The organism is Bacillus cereus group sp. BfR-BA-01380 (assembly GCF_022663535.1).
GTDB lineage: Bacteria > Bacillota > Bacilli > Bacillales > Bacillaceae_G > Bacillus_A > Bacillus_A cereus_BB.
In genome coordinates, this window is sequence record NZ_JAKUFS010000017.1 from 78,248 (window position 1) to 97,155 (window position 18,908).

Consider the following 18,908-nt stretch of genomic DNA (forward strand, 5'->3'; position numbering starts at 1 on the left):
TTCATTCCTTTCGCTTTCGTTTCCAGGCGTTTTTCAAATGAGACCATGTGCTTCTAATGAACGGCATTGGATCATCCCATGCAAACAAAGCAAACTCTTTTTTTCCTCGCAGCCCTTCATAAAAATCTTTCCACGTCATTTCATCTCTTTTTTTCTTATAACGGTATGTTAAATAATACCGCACAAGATAGATCCATTTAATACCGTCTATTTGTTTGAGTCTCGGTGTTGGATTTTGCTTCGTTAAATATAAATAATACATAGAAACAAAATCAATGCCAGCAGGTCCTGTCAGACTGTGAGTTAACCAAAAACGGGGGTTTATTTCGATAAACTTATAAATGCCATCTCGAGGGTCCTTTTTAAACTCTGCCATAGCAATACCTTTAAGATTAATCTGTTTAAAAAAAGGTAAACAGATATCTACCAATTCTGGAACTTGTTTACTAACAATGTGAGCTCCCGTTCCGAATTCAGCTGGGAATTGGTGATTCTTTTGTAAAGAAAATAATGCTAGTAGCTCCATGTTATCATCATAAAATGTGGCAACTTTATAAAAACATTGATTATCACCAGGAATAATTTCCTGAAGAATAAGCTTTCCGTGCTGTCGATATGATTTATACTCATTTCTAAGTTGGTCTGGATTTTGTATAAGAATTGCCTTTTGGTTTATCTTTTTTCGAAACTCATGTCCCAAAACCGGCTTTAATATACATGGAAAATCAAGGCTCAATATCGCTTCTTCCAATTGTTCTTTTGTCTTAATCTCATACGTTTTAGGACACGGAATATTATGCTTGGTTGCGAGTTCATGCATTTTATGTTTATTTAATGTTTCTTCAATCAACGAATGTTCAGGAAACAAAAATAAATAGTAGTTAGACAGCTCCATTCGATATTTTGAAATGAATATTACATAATCATCCGCACCTGTATACAAAACAGGTTTCAATTTAAAATCTTTAGCGAAGTCGATTAGAAAAGTTAGTAATTGTTTTTCTTCAAATAAAGGACTTGGGCATACTGCACATGAAGCAAGGCGTGACTTTCCTATTTTATATGGTTTCTCTACATCAAATGCATAAACACTTACTCCTTTTCTCGCTAAACTTCTAATAATTCCAATCCCATTAGCACTTAAATCCAGCACAACTGCTGCATGATCATGATCCATAGAATCCTTCCTCATCTAAACACTTTTTGTAAATTTGTTCAATATTTGCTACCATTGTCTCTCTAGTTAAATACTTTTTAGCGAACTTTCTTGCATTTTTACCTAACTGCTCGCGATCCTGCTGATTTACAATGACATGTTTTAATGCCCGCGCCAGTTTACTTACATCTCCTGCCTCAACAAGGATCCCTGTCTTAGCGTGACTAACAAGTTCAGGTATACCTCCCGATGGAGTCGAAATGACACAAACTCCACTATGCATGGCCTCAATAATAGAAATAGGTAGGCTATCGTTTAAAGTTGGAAGTACAAAAATATCAGTTTTACTTAAAATGTCTGGAACATCATTTCTTTCTCCTAAAAACTCCACCATGGAAAGATTCAAAGAATTAACTTGTTCTTCTAATTTTCCTCTCATCTCACCATCTCCGACAATGAGCAATTTTACGTTATCTGTATATTTTCTCCCCATTTGTGAAAGAGCATCAAGTAATATAGTATGGCCTTTTCTTGGGCCTAATCTAGCCACACATGTAATAACGATTTTTTTATGTGCTGATGATGTATTTTCTGTATGATACTTATCAGGATAATTAATGCCTGTCAATACAGTTGTCATTTTCTTTTGTTTTGCCCCCAACTGCATTAATGGACGGTGAAATGAATCACTGAGAATAATAAGATGATCGGCATAATCAATGGCCTTTCTTTCTATTTCCATATGATAGAATTCTTCCAGTGAACCCTTTTTAAATATGCCGAACTTTATCCGGTTAAAAGTAAACATTCCATGAGGTGTGAATAATAATTTTTTTCCATATCGTTCATTGATTCTTCCTAATATATTAGCTGTAAATAAATCTTGCGCATGGAAGAGATCATATTTTTTTAAGTTAATATTTTCAAGTAGCATTTTTTCGTATATATACATATTTCTTTGATTTTTGACAATTGTGTTATTAAAACTTCCATAACGGGTTTTAAAAAAATTTTTTAATTGCGGAACGATCGTTTCACGCATCTTTTCCACTCTACTTCTAGAAAATTGATTGGGAGAGATAATGTCGACGTGATGTCCCTGTTTTCTTAATCCTTCACTAAGTGCTGTAATATAATTAGATAATCCCCCAGTATGAGGATAGTCCCAAAATGTAGCAATTAATATTGAGAGATTCTTCTTTTTAGACACCTTTGACTCTCTATTTATATAACGTTCTTGTACTTTATCCTTCTTTTTTTGTAATGAGTATGACTGAACTCCATAGTACTTATCCATTGTTTTGATTACATAAGGATAAGGAAACTCAGATCCCTTTTTCACTTCCAAACCCTCCTTATCACTTCGAACGCTTCGGCATATGATACGCCAATCGTCATTCCCCTTACTCTTCCTAAATATTGAACTCCTTCGTATGAACGAGGATGAGGAAAATCTCTCATTTCTACATCATAATGTTTAAGCGCCGCAATCTTCGAATCTATTTGATCAGTAATGTTAACAAAATAATTAGGTTTGAAAGATTTATCATTCGTGTGGATATTCCATTCACTAGAGGAAACGGTTTCAAATGTAATCAATTCTATTGGTTGTTGGTTTGGTAGAGGGCGAGTCGCAGTCAAAACCGCTTGAAAAGTAACATGGTGATCGATATTGAGGTCTCCATAATGATGTGTGAAAATTTTGCTTGGTTTATAGATTTTTATTAATTGTTCTATTTCTTTCGTTAATTTGTGCAGTGGAATTAATTCCAACTCTAAATTATCATGTTGGAGGAATATCACTTCGTCAATACCAATCGCTTTATTTGCACACCGGCCTAGCTGCTGTATGTGATGAGCTTCCTCTTTTCTTCCTAGAGCAGTAATGATTGAAATTACCTGATGTCCTTCTTCTACTAACCTTTTTAAAGTACCACCAGATCCTAATAATTCATCGTCGGGATGTGCGCCAATGACTAAAATACACTCTTTCATTCGTATTTTCACTCCTTGTACTACCTAATTTATGATTGATACTGCAAAAAGAAACTGTCATTAGCGGAAAACTTGTTTTTATTTATTACTAATAACCAATAGTTCAGCTATATATTTACATGTGTATTTCTCCCTATGTGATAAAGAGAACCTTTTATCAACAATGGAAATATCTTACCAATTAGGAGCATACAAGCAGGTATTGTCCACAAATTTTAGAAAATAAGCAATAAAAAAACACAGGAGTGGTTTATATATTAAAAATGTTAAGTCCAAGACATTTCGTTTTTTATTGATGCTTCATCCATGTATTGTAAACAGAGGGTTTTATATTCTTCACGTCTTTTAAAAATTCCTTTTCCAATCCAAATTTTTGAAAACCTTTTAATAACTTAGCAGGTACTTTACTATTTGAAGTAAAAGCTCTTTTATGATCAATGACTTTTAGCTGACCGCTTTCATTTATTAAAACGTGTCTCACTTCCGTGTCCCATCTAGTGAATCCTATCTTTTTGAATTCACTCAACATTGTTAATATTTTTCCGGTTAATTCTTCTGTAATTTTGTTTCCTCTTTTCAAGTAACGCGCAAGTGAAATTCCCTGTATATACTCCATAACAATGTAATTTTCTCCATATTCATACAATCGTGGAATAATAGGTGATGATTGTCCAATTACAAGAGCTTTCAACTCTTTGTTTTGAGTTTCTTCCAGGAAAAATATTTTCACACATTTATTAGTGGTTAATTGATATACCTCCCCGTCCTTTCCACTCCCAATGAGCTTATATTTTTCTATATCTCTTCTACTTATTCTTCTTTTATTAAAGTATGATTTCATTTCATTTCTCCTTAATCGGGATTTCATAATTTTGTAATCGCTTCACCTCATATTCTATGATTCTTCACTCGCAAATGTACCCTAAATTAATATCTATTTTTATAAATTAATTCAATTTATAAAAGGATTAATAGTTGATGAGTAGTGGAATTCCTCTGTTTTAACAAACGGTGTACTATTAACTATTTTTATTACCTTCTTATGATTAAACAAATTAATAGTGTTTTATCAAACGTAAAGTAGAAAAAAATTATTCTATTCATTCTTTCTAGTATTGGAATATTCATAGAAAGGTTTCGTCGTTTTCATTCCATTCACTTATTGACTAAATCATTTTCAGTGGTTATTTGCTATGTTCAATAAAGTGAAACTTTAATCAGTGGGCGTCTTACTACTCACGTATAGCAGGATAAACGGGGATTCGTTGATATTTATTGAAAAATGAATAAGAAAAAACCACCTTTAAAACACGCAGGGCATAGCCCAGTTTAAGGTGGGGATGAATTGCCATCACATTCGTAAAAGTATTTTTGCACCCGGACGAATGTATGTTCTTTTTAGTACTTTGTAGTATCATAAAGGAAAGAAGGAGGTGAAAATGATGAAGAAAGAGAAAGAAAAAGAATATGTAACCTATCAAATTGGGATCAAAAGAGGTGATAATTTATACCCTTACTTCCTAGAAATGTGTCAAAACGAAAAAAAATCTCTACAATACAACAAACTCTATATTCGCCAAATGTATACAGCTACTCAACAACAAGAAGTTCTCTACACATTACAAGCACATATTGAAATCATGAATGAAAATCAACTTTATACGTACCAAAACACGTGCATAAACAGAAAGAAAAACCTCATCTCGAAACATTCGCTTTTCTTATCGCATCTATTTTGTTTTATTTGCTTGGTTATTCATTGCTGCTAATACTTGAAGTTGCTGTTTAGCTTTCTTTAAAGCAGTATGAAAATAATTTTGCAACAGACGTAAGGTCGGATTATCAAAATGATATTGTTCTAACACATTCTCCCATGTCTTACTCTTCATGAATGTATTCCATGTCAAGCGGCAATGTCCACTTCTCTTTACCTCTTTAAATACCCATCGCTTCATTTTCTTTCTACCCTTATCAGTTAAAGTGCCATTTTTCACAAGAATGAGCTCCACATTTCTCTTATACCGTTTACGAATGTCCTTTTGCTTAGCAGCTGCGAGAAAAATATTTGCCGTGTTCTTGGCATCGTCAAAGGCGCGATGTTGTTTTCCTTCCCACTCTAAAGTCAATTGTGCTACTGCAAGTTTCAAACTGGGTGGATTTACGAATAATTCTTTATATGCATGAAATACAAATCTCTGCAAATCAAATCTTCTTTCTTTCTCAAGATTAGGACATTTCACATTATATCGTGCACAATCTTCTGTTAAAAATCCATAATCCTCTTTCCCCCACGTTACAAACATATAATCCTCTCCAAGAAACCTACGAAATCGCTCAATTACTTTCGGGAATTTTTCTGCACCTTTTACATCTTGTTTTGTGATTCCTGTTAGTTTTGTTGTATGACGAGATAGGGATGCCGTTGGTTTCACTAATGAAGAAAAGACTTCAATGATGCTCATTGTACTTGCTTCAATCTTAATAGCTCCGATATCAACAATTTCCGTTGGAGCATCTGATTGATAAGGTCTAAAATTCCGTTCAATATCAAATACAATATAATATTTTGGTTCATACATACCACATACCTCTTCCTTATCACTTCTTAACAGTATATCCCTTATTTCCAATATGTATTAACAATTACTCATATTTAAGGTATTAAAAAAGAGAAGGGAGTTCCCTTCTCTTTCACTTCAATTATTTTTTTGTTACGTTAGTAGCTTGTGGTCCACGGTTACCTTGTTCAACTTCGAAAGTAACTTCTTGACCTTCTTCTAAAGTTTTGAAGCCGTCGCCTTGGATAGCTGAGAAGTGAACGAATACGTCTTCTCCACCTTCAACTTCGATGAAACCGAAACCTTTGTCAGCGTTAAACCATTTTACTTTACCGTTTTGCATGAAAAAATCCTCCTAAAATATGTACCTTAATGTACATGTCCATTTTCTACCATTTTACAAATAATCATCAGATAAAAAAACTGTAACCAAGAGAAGATTTAACATTGCTATCCCCTCTGAAGTTACAGCTTATTTAAATCTCTATGGTATTAAAAGTAAAATGGTTTAACCTCACTATACACCTTTATTAACATAAATGCAAATTTTTATTTTTAAAATTTATCCCGCATTAACGGGCAGTAATACTCCCACCTCAAAATTCAGCAAACGCAAAGAAGTTAGGTGGGAGATAAACTGCCCGTTAATGCCCGATTGGTGAGGGCTGATAATCAGTGGAGGATGAAGAAAACCCCCACTGATTAAAGTTTCACTTTATGTAAAGTGTACCTTAACACCCTTTACTTCATATAGCCCATGACTTGAACGAATCACAAACTCTGCTTTATTGTTTCCCTCTATTTTGTCTATTTCTTTCTAAATGAGATTCACTTATTTTTCCTATCATTATAAATCTGACCGTTTTTATTGTGATTTAACAATACACCTTCATATTTTGCTCTTGCCAAATTGTTCATACCATCTTATTGTATAGGAATCTACGCTATAAAAAAGCAGTGATTGCACCAAAAAACTATATATATCCATTTAATTTCTTCGACATATTTGTCTAGCTCTGACCGTTTCTATGCATGGCCAGATGCTCTCATCTCACTAAAAAAAAGGTTTTTATGTCGGGTTTTTAATGGGTATATAAAAGTTGAATTATATAAGAGGAGTTTTCAGAATGAAAAAGTATCTAAAAAAAGCAATAAAAATAGCTTCCATTTTATTACTTGTTTTCATTGTAATTGGTGCTGGTGTTTTGTTTGGTACTCCGTATGGACATAAATTACGTGTAATTGCTGCGGAAAGTATCCTAACTTCACAACATCGTGATTTGGCAAAATTCACTTTTTTATCACAACAAGAATTGGAAGATATTTCGAATTCAATTAATAATCCAAAATGGAAAAACAGCCAATCCGGCGGGCTTCAAAAACTTACAAAACAACAATTAGAAGCGGAAAAACATATGCCGCTTCATGTAAAAATCGAAACCGTTCAAAAAAAGTATGCGGATCATTATTTTGAAGGCAAACTCATGACAATTAGTAATCCTTTTAATGTAAAGCTTGTAACACAGCAAGGTACACAAGGTAACGATGTTGGCGAAAAAATTTACGTGATGGCGAAACGAAATCATGCACTTGCTGCGGTAAATGCAAGTGGGTTTTCGGATGAAACAGGACATGGTGGCGGTAAAGTTGGTCTAGGCATTGTGATTGAAAACGGAAAAGTTATTCATACACCTCAAAATGATAATACGCCAGCTATTATCACCGGTTTAACAAAATATGGGCAAATGATAACAGGCGACTACTCTGCACAACAATTGCTGAATAAAAATGTTGTTTCTGCAGCTGGTTTTATGCCCCAACTTATCGTAAATGGTGAAAAAATGCTTACGAATGACGGTGGCTGGGGATATGGCCCGCGAAGCATTATGGCTCAAAAAAAAGATGGTTCAATTATGTTTCTTATCGTAGATGGTAGACAACCTCACAGTATTGGCGCTTCTTTAAAAGATTGTCAGGACCTTTTATATGACAAGGGCGCTGACAACGCGATGGCTATGGATGGCGGCTCTTCTGCAACTATGTATGCCTTAGGGGATATATTAAATGTCCCTTCTACTTTATCTCATAAGTCTCGCTACCTTCCAAACTGTTGGGTTGTAACTACTAATAAAGATCAAAAAGTGGATGTTACAATTGACGGTCACCCGGCAGAAACTTCGAAGCTTGCGGAAGTTATAGGAACATCTGCTATTGCTTCTAACAAAACAAAGAGCAGCTAAGTATCTTACAGATACTTAGCTGCTCTTTTCTATTTCATTCATACTGCCATATTTTATTTTTTAAAGATACCGAATGGCTTACCAACCGGTAATACAATGTTTCCGAAATGTGTATTTAATACTGCAGCTGCTGATCCGTAGAATGAAAGCAGTGAAATAAGCAGTTCAGAAATTGCTGCTAATTTATGCATTGCATGTGGCATAACACCTAAAGTACTAAATGAAAGGCCTATAAATAAGAAATCAATAAGTACAAAAATCGTAAATAATACTTTATGTGTTTCCATTGCACCAATTGTCATAAATAAGCTGAAAATTAAGTAACCAACAAATGCCACTCCAAGTTGTTTTGGGTCCACACTTGCTGCTAACTTTTCACCAAATACGCCAAGTTGAATTAACCATGAAGTACCAACGCCAAACCAAAATAATGCAAATCCTCCAAACGCTGTTGTACCGAATGTATTATTATGCTTTGCATCGTTAATACATGCAAATAATTGAGCAAAACCCCCTAAAAAGATCGCCCATGGCAATACAAATGAAACACCACTTGTTAAGCCAAGTTTTTGCGAGGACGCAACAAGTGTAACCATTGCAAGTCCAAATAATCCTAGTGCAGACGGATCTGCTGTTGTCATTTTCACATGATGTGTAGTTTGCTTTTCCATAAAACCCTCCTGATTTAAACACATACCTGAATACAATACTGAAATCAGAGGGTACTGTCAATCTTTTTTATTACATTCACACAAATTACATATTTTCATATAAACGATATACATATTCTCCCACTTCTAACGGTTTAATATTTATATTTAGTACATTCTTTATCGGTACCCATATCGGAATATATTTGTTACAGTCACTGTCATTATGTATATATTCCTCACCTTTTCCATTACCGAATGTACCACCTACCATTACTGCTTCATAAAAATATTGTATCCCATTGTAGTTCACCTTCTTTGCAAACTGTTTGATTTGTATATGTATCCCAAGTTCTTCATATACTTCTCTAACTGTAGCTTCTTCTGAAATTTCTCCTTCCTCAATTCCACCTCCTGGAAAAACGTAGTACACATCTTTATCCCGAATACGTTTTATAAGAGCTAGTTTTCCTTCTTGGATAATAATTGCTGCGCCTCGATCTCGCATTCTTATAACATCTCCTCAAAATATTATTTTTTGCCTATTCCCATCCCCTTCAGCAACTTCATTCATTGATAAAGTAAAACTTCCATCAGTGCTCTCGAATAGCAGGATCATAAAACTAGACAACATCGTCTAGTTTTATGATAAAGAAGCTCGTAAAAAACCAAAGCGTATGGCATGCTCTATTTCATCTGTCATCGCTCGAAAAAACACGTCCCGAACTGCTAAATTTTGGGTTAACAAATACGCATTTCGATAGTCTTCATAAGCTTCTAGTTCATCTTCATACGCACGTTCTAATCCCTCTTTATAAGAAGAATATTGCGTTTGTACCACTTGATACGTTGGCTGTTGCCCCGTTAATGTTGTATACAATTGTATAAATTGCTGTAAATGTACTTTTTCGTCTTCTAATGCATGTGCAATATCTTTTTTATGTTTCGCATTTGGTGCTTCTTTTACAAGTCGACTATAAAAATCAATTGCAGTAGCTTCACCTTTAATAGCTTCTAAAATAGCTTGTGTCACTTGGTTATAAGTTCCTTCGTATACTCGATATAATTGATTATACGAGTTAGGATTTACATAGTACATACTACTCCTCCTCGAAATAATGCATTACTCCATTGTATGTAGACGCATTGTTTTCGTTCAGTTTAGTTTCGCTTATTATAAATATCCGTTTGAATTTTCCGACACATAAATCGCTGCTATGCACAGCCAGATGTCTCGTCCTTACCTAAAAAAAGAGTTTTTATGTCGTTTTTTCAACTTGTATTTATATAAAAAGGAATATCTTATACTATTACATATATAGCGAAAGGAGATTAAGATATATGCGTTATGTAGTATTAACAGGAACTTCTCGAGGATTAGGTGAGGCAATTGCCGCGCAATTATTAGAAAAAGGAACGAAACTCATTTCTATATCACGTAAACAAAATGAACAACTCATTGAAAAAGCAAGACAACTTAATATTCCGTTTGATTTTTATTCGTTTGATCTACAAGATGTTCATCAAATTGAATCATTCATGGGAAAAATTTTTTCAAATATTGATGTAACGACCGTTTCTTCTATTCATCTTATTAATAATGCTGGTATGTTAGCACCCATGAAACCGCTTGAGCGGTCAGAAAGTGAGCAATTAATTGCAAATGTACATGTAAACTTATTAGCACCTATGTTGCTTTCAGCAGCATTTATGAACCATACGAAAGACTGGAGCGTAGATAAACGTATTATTAACATCTCTTCCGGCGCTGGACAAAAACCGTACTTCGGCTGGGGAGCATACTGCACAACTAAAGCTGGTATAAATATGTTCACGAAATGTATAGCAGTAGAAGAAACTGACAAAAAATATCCAGTAAAAATTATTTCTTTTGCGCCAGGTGTTATAGATACAAATATGCAGGCAGAAATTAGACAAACATCAAAAGAAGATTTCATTCATCTAGAACGTTTCTTAGCCTTGAAAGAAGATGACCAATTACTTTCACCGAATTATGTGGCAAGGGCCGTTATTGATTTATTAGAAACAAATCACTTCAATCAAGGTGACATTATACGCATTGATGAAAAATAAAAAACTCGCTAATAGCGAGTTTTTCCTATTATTTAGATTCTAAAAATAATAGAACTGACTCCATTATTTGTTCGTAACCAATCTCTTGATAAATTTTGTTAGATGTAGGGTTAGCTAGATCCGTGTATAATGAAGTCGTCTCATACCCACTGTCCAACATATATTGACTTAATGCCGATACACAATTGAAAGCATAACCTTTTTTACGTTCTTTCTCCGGAGTATATACAAAATTAATTGTGATATTACGTTTTGTCGGTCTTGTAACAGCTGCCATTGAAACTATCTGCCCTTCCACTTCCCATCCGAACAGACGCTGGCTTTCAATTAATTCAGCGGCAGTATGCACTACTTCTTCTTTTGTGATTGCTAAATTTACTTCTTCACAAAAATGGTATACCCAATCTTCAATTAAAACTTTTTCTTGTAATTCTACTCGGCGGAAAACCCCGTTGCTTCCAGCCTTCTTCTTTACATACTTTAGCCCATATACACCTTGGTTCATTTTGATTTGGATTGATTTATTTTGAAAACCTGCGAGTTGTTCTGCTAAACGCTCCACCACCTGTTTTTCCCCAATTAATCCAGGCACATCAGGATATGCAATCGCTAGTTGCTGTGCAAGCTCTCTCATATCATCTTTTTCTAAAGGCACAGATTTCGCTACAATAACTTGACGATGATGTGTTTGAAGCATGACGAATACAAGCTCTTCCTCTTTTACAGCTGTTGCCATGAATAATGGCAGCTGAGAAGATCGTAACACACCCAGTATTAAATTATTCTCTTGCTCATATGTTTCTAAAAAAGGAAGAACATCATTTTTAAATTGAGTAAAATTTGTATATATATGGAGTCGTATCACTATCATCTCTTCTTTCTTTCCTAAATGTATAAATCCAACTTGAAACAACGACATAAAAACTACTTCCTTTTTAGATGGACGAGAGCATCTGGCCATGCATAGAAGCGGTCGGGGCCTTTTCCTGCCACATGCAAGGTTTAAAGCTAGTAGTGGTTATGTTGTATCCTCCGGAACTGAGATTTGTATGTTAGTAAATCAAAGTTAATGTATATATGGTGATATATTAGCGATTTAAGAGGAAAATCCTTCTTTGTCATATCTAGCAAGAAGCCCCCACCTCAAGCGTGAAAATACAGTAGGTGGGGGGTAGTTCAATTTATGAGTTTACAATTGCTGTAACAATTGTGTTAACTTCCGTTTCCGCTTCACTAAGCTGCTTCCTCGCATCCTTTAACGTTTGGTTTTGCCCTGCAACATTCTCTTTTCTTTCTCTAATCATCCGTTGCATTTGCTCTCGGCTCGGTCCTCCGTATACGTTTCTCCTTGCAACAAATGAATGAGGTGAAATCATTTCTTTCCACTCTTCTTCTGCTAGTACAACCTGTAGTTCTTTTTGTAAATACACATTAATATCGGCAAGGTTTAGTTCATGTAAATCTTTTTTCTGTTCTTCTGAAAATTTTGCTATATAACTAGCTACGTGGTGGGCACGGCGAAATGGAACATCATACTTCCGAGTTAATGAATCAGCTAATTCAGTTATCGTAATTGCATGCCTATTGGCACGACTTTGCAAAATTTCCTTTTCAATTTTCATTGTACGTACCACCGCATTCATTACACAAACAACTCGAATTGCTTTCTCAAACCCTTCATATAAATGAGGCTGTAAATCATCTTCTGTATCGACTATATCTCCAAATGGAGTATTATGAATCATTTGAAAAACGGTAAACGCTTCTCCCCAAATACTGCTTGCAAGAGATCTTGCATGTTCAATTGAGACTGGATTTCGTTTTTGCGGCATAATACTACTAATTTGCACATAAGGATCTGCAACTGTAATACCACTATATTCTTTCGTAGTTAATAATAAAAAGTCTTGGAGCCATCTACTTGTATTTGTCATCATTATCATAAGTGCACTGCTCGTTTCTAATAAATAATCAGTACTTGCAATCGCGTCATATGAATTTTCAATTATTTTTGAAAAACCAAGAAGATCTGCAACGCGCTTTCGATTAATTGAAAAACTTGTTGTAGCAAGTGCTGCCGCTCCTAAAGGAGATTGATTTACTGTGCGATATGCCCTCCATAACCGCTCCGTATCACGCCCCATCATATCATAAATGGCCAGCAAATAATGACCAAACGTTGTTGGCTGTGCTGGCTGTGTATGGGTATATGCTGGCATAATCGTTTCCATATGCTCCTCGGCCCGCTCCAAAATACCCTCTTGCAGTAACATAAAATGTTCGATGTATCGTAGTAAATAACGCCGTAAGCTCATCCGATACATCGCCACCCCCATATCATTTCGACTTCGTCCAATATGCATATTACTAATACTATCGCTGTCCGCTTCTTTTTGAATCAGATGCTCAACTAAAAAAAAGAGATCTTCATGCGCTTCACTATATACAAGCTTGTCTAATGGGATCGTTTTTACCTTTTCTACTGCCATTACAATTTTTTTAGCATCTTGTTTTTTTAACAAACCTTCTTCTTCCAACATAATGACATGTGCATGATGAATACGAAACATGTCCTCCAATAAATAATTTCTCTGAAAATAGAATATGTGTTGTAGTATACAATCTGCATATGTCTTCCCAGGAAAGGTTATCCCTTCCCATTGCAAAAACTCCTTATTCCCCTCCTGCATTTCAAATAACTCCCCTCGTCTAATGATTATTAATCATCATACCCACCTACTTAAAATAATGTGTTTATCCAAAGAAAAAAACCGATGCATACACATCGGTTTTACTTAATAATAGTTGCTTTATATTTATCACTTTGCAATATTTGAAAATGCAAATTAAGTAAATGTTTACGTAATTCAGCACTGTCGTCTTCATTTACATCATTTGCTAAAAAGACAATTTCTGTACAGTTCCCCTGTTTATCCGTTGCATATACTGCTTTAGATAAAGACCATGGTGTATAGCCATTTTTTTGACCGGCATGTCGAAAAACTTGGCGATACTTTTTCCCTTGCATATCTGATTCTACAAGTTGTGCCCATTCTTTCTCTTCTTCTTTTGTAAGATTCCTCTTATGATTTGCTTTCTCTAATAAAATCATATAATCATTCGCGGAAGCAGCTGGAAACCTATCCGACCATACTTTTTCATACTTTTCTCCTAAGTAAAGCGGAATTTCATTTTGCAATTGCGAACCTTTTTTCTTTAAACGCTCATGCATCAACATTGCATATTTGCGATATTCTTCTTGCGACATGTTTTTTAACTTATTTTCTAATTGCTGTTTTGGAACATGTAATTCCTTGTGTAAATATCCCGGAATATACAAAGACGCAACGATTGGGAATAATGGCTCATGTGATGGTAATGCCAGTTTATTTATGTTTGCATTAATATTGTCGATGCCCAGACGATCCATTAAATACTCTGTATTTGCATTTGAGCTAAATTTCATCATTCCTTTTGCGATTTCTTCTAGCGTAACTGCATTTTCTTCTATGAGTCCTTTTTTCATTAAAACATTTTGCCATCTTTCATGAGCACCGCCGTCTGTCTTTGGAATATAATAACGATTAACTTCTTCCAATGATACAAGCTGATTTGGATCAATTTTTCCTTCTCCTACTTGTTTTGTAAATTCCAATGCTACAATAAGCTTCATCGTACTCGCTACAGGTAATACAACATTAGAATTTACAGAATAAACCAATTTATCATTTCGTTTTACTAACAATGCGCTGTTTTTTTGCTCTTTATTTTCTTCTACAAATGACGCAACATACTGCGCATCATCATAATTTGAACTCCATACTTTTTTCACTAAAAAATTACCTGAGATAATAAATGCGAATAAACCAATTATCCCCACACATAATCCAATTGTTCTCAAATGGAATTCCTCTCCTAAATTTTCTCTTTTAATCTATTATATAAAATTCATATTCAAAACAATAGAGGCGATCTGTAATAAGATCGCCTCTATTGTAACTTGTAAACTTGCATATTGTCTATGTCATAATTCGAATAAAATCTCCAAGAAATTGTTTGTAGTGTAATTTCCATCCAATTCTTACCCAATTTTTCATCGCCTCTGCACTTGGCTGCGGTCTGAAATCAGCAATACTTTCTCCTTTTGCAAAACCATCTACGTCAACTTGAACACGACGATATACATATTCTATCAAAGAAGGATTCACGACAGCCATCATTGTTAAAACATCGTGAATCGGACTTCCCCCTATTTTGGGATTTAATTTTTTATAGGCTACGTAATAATAATTAAAAATCGGTTCAATCAATTCACTAAAATTTGTTTTTGTCTTCTTTGCAATAGATGTAACAGTATTAGGAGTAATGATCGCTTCATTCGTTACATTTAGCGGGATTAATGTAACATGTTTAGCATATTGCATGACTAAATTTGAAGCAATCGCATCTCCGTGAAAATTTGCTTCTGCAACAGGCGTAACATTACCTGGAACAAGAAATCCCCCGCCCATTATGTAGTACTCTTTTACATTTTTCATCAATTCTTTCTCTAAAATAAAAACCGTTGCTAAACTTGTTGAACGACCTGTATCAACGATAATCAGCTCTCCTTTGTACCTTTTAATAACTTCAAATATTTCACAAAATGGCTTCACATTTGCTTGAATCGTTTCAGGTGGTCGAATAGGACCCAATCCTTCTGGCCCATGTATTTCTGGATAATATGTTATAAATTCTCCTGATAAAGGAATCTTTGCCCCATTAATAATGGGAATATCTTCTCTTCCAGCTATTTGTAATAAATATGCCGCATTATTCGTTGCTTGTTCTTGTGTAACGTTTCCATATCCTGTTACAATGCCAACAATATCAATATCAGGATGTAATAAACCGTATATAATTGCCAATGAATCATCAATACCTGGATCTCCAAGAAACAGTACTTTTTTCAAGGCATTCAACTCCATCCTATCAATTGCTATTACTATATGAATTAAAAAAAGTGTACAGAAGCAAATGATGAGCATTTTTTATTTCATACGAAAAATATTATTAACAAATGATGAATCATTTATAATAAATAATCCCAATAAATAAAAGGCAATACATATAAAATATGTATTGCCTTTAAGACCGTTGATAAAGTTTCAATTGTTTCATATAATCAATAGCCTTAGTTTTATTCTTTTGCTGAGAAACATATTCTGCTTCGTTTTTAACTCTATAATAGGTATTAAATCTTTCCTCTGAGAAAATCCCTTCAGAGATCGCTTTTTTAACTGCACAGTCAGGCTCAGTTGTATGAGTGCAGTCAGAAAACTTACATCTCATGGATAATTCTAATATATCTTCAAATCCATTATCTAAGTTTTCTACAGAATTTATTATTTCAGATACCTTTTTATTCAATTTCATTTTCCAACTCCTCTTACCTGTATCTTATAAATTTTCTGAATAATCAATTTATTTTATCATATATAATGATAAAATATCAATTTTCAACATTTATCCCGCATTAACGGGCGGTAATACTCCGACCTCAAAATTCAGCGAAAACAAAGAAGTTAGGTGGGAGATAAACTGCCCGTAAAAGCCCGATTGGTTCAACTAATAATCAGTGGGGGATGAAGAAAACCCCCACTGATTAAAGTTTCACTTTATCTTTAACAGATCCATTCAATGAAGGCACCCGTTAACTTTGTCTATCGATCTCAATACGTTCCTTTAATATTTTATACATCATAGACTACTTTCTAAACTCTGAATATACATATAAATAAAAATTAAAAAATCGACATAAACACCTCTTTCTTTTTAGCGGGCGAGAGCATCTGGCCATGCATAGAAGCGGTCAGGGCCTTTTTCTACCACATGCCAAGTTTAAAACAAAAGGAAAAAGCAAGTAGCACTCATGTTGTATTCTGCATAACAGCGACTTATATATAAAAAAACGGAAATCGATATATGTATAGTAAATAACGTAAAAAAGAGGTTCATCACCGTAACATGGGGTTGATTTTTTGAAAGTGAATCATTTTCAATACACGGAACGGGGAGTGGCGACTCCTGCGGCCCGCTGGCTTGCTGAGGAGGCTCGCTCTCGCCCGCGGAAAACGTCCACTCGGGGTGAAGTATACATCTATCTAAATGTCACCCCCCGTCTTTTAGTGATGAATCAAAAAAAAAGAGGAACTATGCTCTCATATTTGACATAGTAGCCTCTTCTAATTATCGTACGTTTCATGATATTCTCTTTTTATCAAATTTGTTGCAACTTACGTGAAAACAACATGCTTCCTATAATATAAGCAATAAGCGCTAAACAGACCGGAAATACGACCGTATGAACACCGAAAGGATTAGGGAGAAGCAAATGGAATCCCATATAAGAACCAACTCCAACAATAATAGAAGCGAGTGCTCCGGCAGCATTCCCTTTTCTCCAATACAGCCCAAGTACAAGCGGCCAAATAAATGCTGCTTCTAAACCGCCAAAAGAAAATAAATTTAACCAAATTAAAAAGTCAGGTGGTTTAATCGCTGCAGCATAAACAAGCAATCCAACAATCGCTGTAATCCAGAGCGTTCCCCTTTTTACAGTTTGATCCGCAGCATTTTCGTTTATGTAATTCACATAAATATCTTTAATAATAGAAGAACTCACAAGTAACAATAATGAGTTCACGGTCGACATAATAGCTGCCATTGGAGCTGCCAAGAAAATACCAGCAAGCCAAGGCGGTAATACTTTCATCGCTAGCAACGGCATTACTTTATCCGGCACATTCACTCCTGGCAAAACAACACGGGCGAATACACCTGTTAAATGCATACCAATCATAATTGTGCCAACGACAACAGTGCCGATAATTAAAGCTTGATGCATCGCTTTTGAATCTTTATAAGACATAGCACGCACGCTAATTTGCGGCAAGCCAACTACTCCAACGCCAATTAAAATCCAAAATGATGACACATATACTTTTGTTAAACTACCGTCTACCCCAAATGGTGTAATGAGATTCGGGTTAATCTTTACAAGCTCTTGCATAATATTTGAAATACCACCGCCTGCAATAATTGTACCAATTAAAATAATTGTCGTACCAAGCAGCATAATAAGACCGAGTATTGTATCTGAAAGCGCAACAGCACGAAATCCGCCAATCAAAACATAAACAAGTACAAAAAACGTAAAAAGAAATAAAGACGTTGTATAAGAAAGACCTGTTAATGATTCAATTAATCTTCCGCCGCCAACCCACTGCGCAACAGTTGCTGAAAACAAGAAAATAATAATACATAATGCCGATAAAATAACAACAACTTTATTATTATATCTTCCTTTCAAGTAATCAATTAACGTAATTGCTTCCATTTTCCTTGCAATAATCGCAAATTTCTTTCCAAGTACAGTTAATACTATGTAACCCGTTACAACTTGAATAGATGCCAATAGTACCCAGCCAAGGCCCATGTTATAGGCAATACCAGGCCCACCGATAAAGCTACTTGCACTTCCGTACGTCGCAATCATCGTCATCGCTAATAATAATCCACCAAGTTCGCGTCCACCAAGAAAATACTCTTGCAAAAATTTATTATGCGCGGTCGCTTGAACACGTCTCGATGCATATACACCGATTAAAAATACAACAATAAAAGATAACATCATTGGAATAATTACATACCAGTTCATTTTCATTCCTCACTCTTTTCTTCCTCATCAAACGAAACATCTTGAAAGACAAAACGAACAACAAAGACAATCAGTAAAACCATTACAACAAATCCCATTATACAACTATAAAAGAACCAGGCTGGAAATCCTAATATGTATGTATACTCTTTTGGATTGCCACTACCTAATCCATATGCAAAACCGTACCATAACACAAAGTTGATAATAGCAAGTCCAATTCCAATCCACGCTTCACGATGTGCAATGCGAAAACGCGGATCATCATGATGTCGATTCATTTCTTTTCCCTCCTTCCACGATGTATTATTGTAACATTCTTTGCATAGTTTTTCCTACAAAAATTCAAAATGAACATCCTTTATGAAAAAGATTGGGCTTACATTGGAAATTTACATATTTTTAACAATTATAATATAAATAAAGATTGAAATTTCTGATTTCTTACGTTACGATTGAAATTAGATGTCATTCACCTAGTTTATCTGACACCTCCTCTTTTATTTGGAATAAACG

20 protein-coding genes are annotated in these 18,908 nt (G+C 34.8%); 4 read left to right on the plus strand and 16 right to left on the minus strand.

The genetic code is table 11. From position 1 onward, the window contains the following. Nucleotide 1: 1 nt before the first annotated feature. The 4 genes from MR076_RS16315 to MR076_RS16330 all read right to left on the minus strand — a co-directional run bounded on the left by MR076_RS16315 (nt 2) and on the right by MR076_RS16330 (nt 3,992). Nucleotides 2–1,177 carry a carboxylate--amine ligase gene (locus tag MR076_RS16315; RefSeq protein WP_242222281.1) on the minus strand — a complete coding sequence of 392 codons (1,176 nt, stop codon included), beginning with the start codon at nt 1,175–1,177 and terminating at the stop codon, nt 2–4. Next, nucleotides 1,167–2,498: a glycosyltransferase family 4 protein gene (locus MR076_RS16320; RefSeq protein ID WP_242222283.1), complete on the minus strand. Its 1,332-nt coding sequence runs from the start codon at nt 2,496–2,498 to the stop codon at nt 1,167–1,169. The genes MR076_RS16315 and MR076_RS16320 overlap by 11 nt, the downstream gene beginning before the upstream one ends. Continuing rightward, nucleotides 2,495–3,151: a PIG-L deacetylase family protein gene (locus MR076_RS16325; RefSeq protein ID WP_242222285.1), complete on the minus strand. Its 657-nt coding sequence runs from the start codon at nt 3,149–3,151 to the stop codon at nt 2,495–2,497. Before MR076_RS16325 ends, MR076_RS16320 begins: the two co-directional genes overlap by 4 nt. Before the next feature lie 289 nt (nt 3,152–3,440). Beyond that, nucleotides 3,441–3,992: a serine/threonine-protein kinase gene (locus tag MR076_RS16330; protein ID WP_242222287.1), complete on the minus strand. Its 552-nt coding sequence runs from the start codon at nt 3,990–3,992 to the stop codon at nt 3,441–3,443. A gap of 261 nt (nt 3,993–4,253) precedes the next feature. Between MR076_RS16330 and MR076_RS26830 the strand changes: the two genes are divergently transcribed. Both MR076_RS26830 and MR076_RS16335 read left to right on the plus strand, forming a co-directional pair. Further along, on the plus strand, nt 4,254–4,355 hold the full coding sequence (locus MR076_RS26830; RefSeq protein WP_396021708.1) for a DUF1361 domain-containing protein: 102 nt from the start codon (nt 4,254–4,256) through the stop codon (nt 4,353–4,355). A gap of 238 nt (nt 4,356–4,593) precedes the next feature. Beyond that, complete coding sequence (locus MR076_RS16335; RefSeq protein ID WP_242222289.1) at nt 4,594–4,920, plus strand: hypothetical protein; 327 nt, start codon at nt 4,594–4,596, stop codon at nt 4,918–4,920. Here MR076_RS16335 and MR076_RS16340 read toward each other — a convergent pair. Both MR076_RS16340 and cspD read right to left on the minus strand, forming a co-directional pair. Beyond that, a complete protein-coding gene (locus MR076_RS16340) occupies nt 4,882–5,730 on the minus strand; it encodes an exonuclease (protein WP_242222293.1) in 849 nt (282 codons plus the stop codon). The genes MR076_RS16335 and MR076_RS16340 overlap by 39 nt on opposite strands. Nucleotides 5,731–5,851: 121 nt before the next feature. Further along, the gene (cspD, locus tag MR076_RS16345) at nt 5,852–6,052 is read right to left on the minus strand and encodes a cold-shock protein CspD (RefSeq protein ID WP_035430809.1); all 201 of its coding nucleotides are present in this window, start codon (nt 6,050–6,052) and stop codon (nt 5,852–5,854) included. Between the two features lie 784 nt (nt 6,053–6,836). Here cspD and MR076_RS16350 point away from each other — a divergent pair. Next, on the plus strand, nt 6,837–7,949 hold the full coding sequence (locus MR076_RS16350) for a phosphodiester glycosidase family protein (RefSeq protein WP_242222295.1): 1,113 nt from the start codon (nt 6,837–6,839) through the stop codon (nt 7,947–7,949). A gap of 53 nt (nt 7,950–8,002) precedes the next feature. Here MR076_RS16350 and MR076_RS16355 read toward each other — a convergent pair whose 3' ends face one another. The 3 genes from MR076_RS16355 to MR076_RS16365 all read right to left on the minus strand — a co-directional run bounded on the left by MR076_RS16355 (nt 8,003) and on the right by MR076_RS16365 (nt 9,698). Next, nucleotides 8,003–8,620, minus strand: a complete 618-nt coding sequence (locus tag MR076_RS16355) for an acetate uptake transporter (RefSeq protein ID WP_242222296.1) — start codon at nt 8,618–8,620, stop codon at nt 8,003–8,005. Between the two features lie 85 nt (nt 8,621–8,705). Beyond that, nucleotides 8,706–9,107 carry an NUDIX domain-containing protein gene (locus tag MR076_RS16360; RefSeq protein ID WP_242222297.1) on the minus strand — a complete coding sequence of 134 codons (402 nt, stop codon included), beginning with the start codon at nt 9,105–9,107 and terminating at the stop codon, nt 8,706–8,708. Between the two features lie 135 nt (nt 9,108–9,242). Further along, complete coding sequence (locus MR076_RS16365) at nt 9,243–9,698, minus strand: ferritin family protein (protein ID WP_242222298.1); 456 nt, start codon at nt 9,696–9,698, stop codon at nt 9,243–9,245. A gap of 242 nt (nt 9,699–9,940) precedes the next feature. Between MR076_RS16365 and MR076_RS16370 the strand changes: the two genes are divergently transcribed. Then, nucleotides 9,941–10,693 (plus strand): (S)-benzoin forming benzil reductase, encoded by a 753-nt coding sequence (locus MR076_RS16370; protein ID WP_242222299.1) that lies wholly within the window; start codon nt 9,941–9,943, stop codon nt 10,691–10,693. A 28-nt stretch (nt 10,694–10,721) separates the two neighbouring features. Here MR076_RS16370 and MR076_RS16375 read toward each other — a convergent pair whose 3' ends face one another. From MR076_RS16375 to MR076_RS16405, 7 genes are all read right to left on the minus strand, one after another. Further along, the gene (locus MR076_RS16375) at nt 10,722–11,564 is read right to left on the minus strand and encodes a GNAT family N-acetyltransferase (protein WP_242222320.1); all 843 of its coding nucleotides are present in this window, start codon (nt 11,562–11,564) and stop codon (nt 10,722–10,724) included. 310 nt (nt 11,565–11,874) lie between these two features. Continuing rightward, complete coding sequence (gene argH, locus MR076_RS16380; RefSeq protein ID WP_242222300.1) at nt 11,875–13,383, minus strand: argininosuccinate lyase; 1,509 nt, start codon at nt 13,381–13,383, stop codon at nt 11,875–11,877. Between the two features lie 101 nt (nt 13,384–13,484). After that, the gene (locus MR076_RS16385; RefSeq protein ID WP_396021709.1) at nt 13,485–14,585 is read right to left on the minus strand and encodes a serine hydrolase; all 1,101 of its coding nucleotides are present in this window, start codon (nt 14,583–14,585) and stop codon (nt 13,485–13,487) included. 127 nt (nt 14,586–14,712) lie between these two features. Then, entirely contained in the window at nt 14,713–15,660 is a 948-nt protein-coding gene (locus MR076_RS16390) for a nucleoside hydrolase (RefSeq protein WP_242222301.1), read from the minus strand. A 160-nt stretch (nt 15,661–15,820) separates the two neighbouring features. Then, the gene (locus tag MR076_RS16395) at nt 15,821–16,108 is read right to left on the minus strand and encodes a hypothetical protein (protein ID WP_242222302.1); all 288 of its coding nucleotides are present in this window, start codon (nt 16,106–16,108) and stop codon (nt 15,821–15,823) included. Nucleotides 16,109–16,952: 844 nt separating this feature from the next. Continuing rightward, nucleotides 16,953–18,392: a sodium/pantothenate symporter gene (panF, locus tag MR076_RS16400; protein ID WP_242222303.1), complete on the minus strand. Its 1,440-nt coding sequence runs from the start codon at nt 18,390–18,392 to the stop codon at nt 16,953–16,955. A gap of 2 nt (nt 18,393–18,394) precedes the next feature. Beyond that, nucleotides 18,395–18,673, minus strand: coding sequence for a YhdT family protein (locus MR076_RS16405; RefSeq protein WP_242222304.1), 279 nt, complete (start codon nt 18,671–18,673; stop codon nt 18,395–18,397). Nucleotides 18,674–18,908: the final 235 nt, after the last annotated feature.

Coding starts and splice junctions, on each gene's coding strand:
- MR076_RS16360 (WP_242222297.1), bottom strand. CDS start 9,107: ATGCGAGATCGAGGCGCAGCAATTATTATCCAAGAAGGAAAACTAGCT.
- MR076_RS16330 (WP_242222287.1), bottom strand. CDS start 3,992: ATGAAATCATACTTTAATAAAAGAAGAATAAGTAGAAGAGATATAGAA.
- cspD (WP_035430809.1), bottom strand. CDS start 6,052: ATGCAAAACGGTAAAGTAAAATGGTTTAACGCTGACAAAGGTTTCGGT.
- panF (WP_242222303.1), bottom strand. CDS start 18,392: ATGAACTGGTATGTAATTATTCCAATGATGTTATCTTTTATTGTTGTA.
- MR076_RS16395 (WP_242222302.1), bottom strand. CDS start 16,108: ATGAAATTGAATAAAAAGGTATCTGAAATAATAAATTCTGTAGAAAAC.
- MR076_RS16390 (WP_242222301.1), bottom strand. CDS start 15,660: ATGGAGTTGAATGCCTTGAAAAAAGTACTGTTTCTTGGAGATCCAGGT.
- MR076_RS16350 (WP_242222295.1), top strand. CDS start 6,837: ATGAAAAAGTATCTAAAAAAAGCAATAAAAATAGCTTCCATTTTATTA.
- MR076_RS16405 (WP_242222304.1), bottom strand. CDS start 18,673: ATGAATCGACATCATGATGATCCGCGTTTTCGCATTGCACATCGTGAA.
- argH (WP_242222300.1), bottom strand. CDS start 13,383: ATGCAGGAGGGGAATAAGGAGTTTTTGCAATGGGAAGGGATAACCTTT.
- MR076_RS16375 (WP_242222320.1), bottom strand. CDS start 11,564: ATGATAGTGATACGACTCCATATATATACAAATTTTACTCAATTTAAA.
- MR076_RS16340 (WP_242222293.1), bottom strand. CDS start 5,730: ATGTATGAACCAAAATATTATATTGTATTTGATATTGAACGGAATTTT.
- MR076_RS16355 (WP_242222296.1), bottom strand. CDS start 8,620: ATGGAAAAGCAAACTACACATCATGTGAAAATGACAACAGCAGATCCG.
- MR076_RS16315 (WP_242222281.1), bottom strand. CDS start 1,177: ATGGATCATGATCATGCAGCAGTTGTGCTGGATTTAAGTGCTAATGGG.
- MR076_RS16335 (WP_242222289.1), top strand. CDS start 4,594: ATGAAGAAAGAGAAAGAAAAAGAATATGTAACCTATCAAATTGGGATC.
- MR076_RS16325 (WP_242222285.1), bottom strand. CDS start 3,151: ATGAAAGAGTGTATTTTAGTCATTGGCGCACATCCCGACGATGAATTA.
- MR076_RS16370 (WP_242222299.1), top strand. CDS start 9,941: ATGCGTTATGTAGTATTAACAGGAACTTCTCGAGGATTAGGTGAGGCA.
- MR076_RS16365 (WP_242222298.1), bottom strand. CDS start 9,698: ATGTACTATGTAAATCCTAACTCGTATAATCAATTATATCGAGTATAC.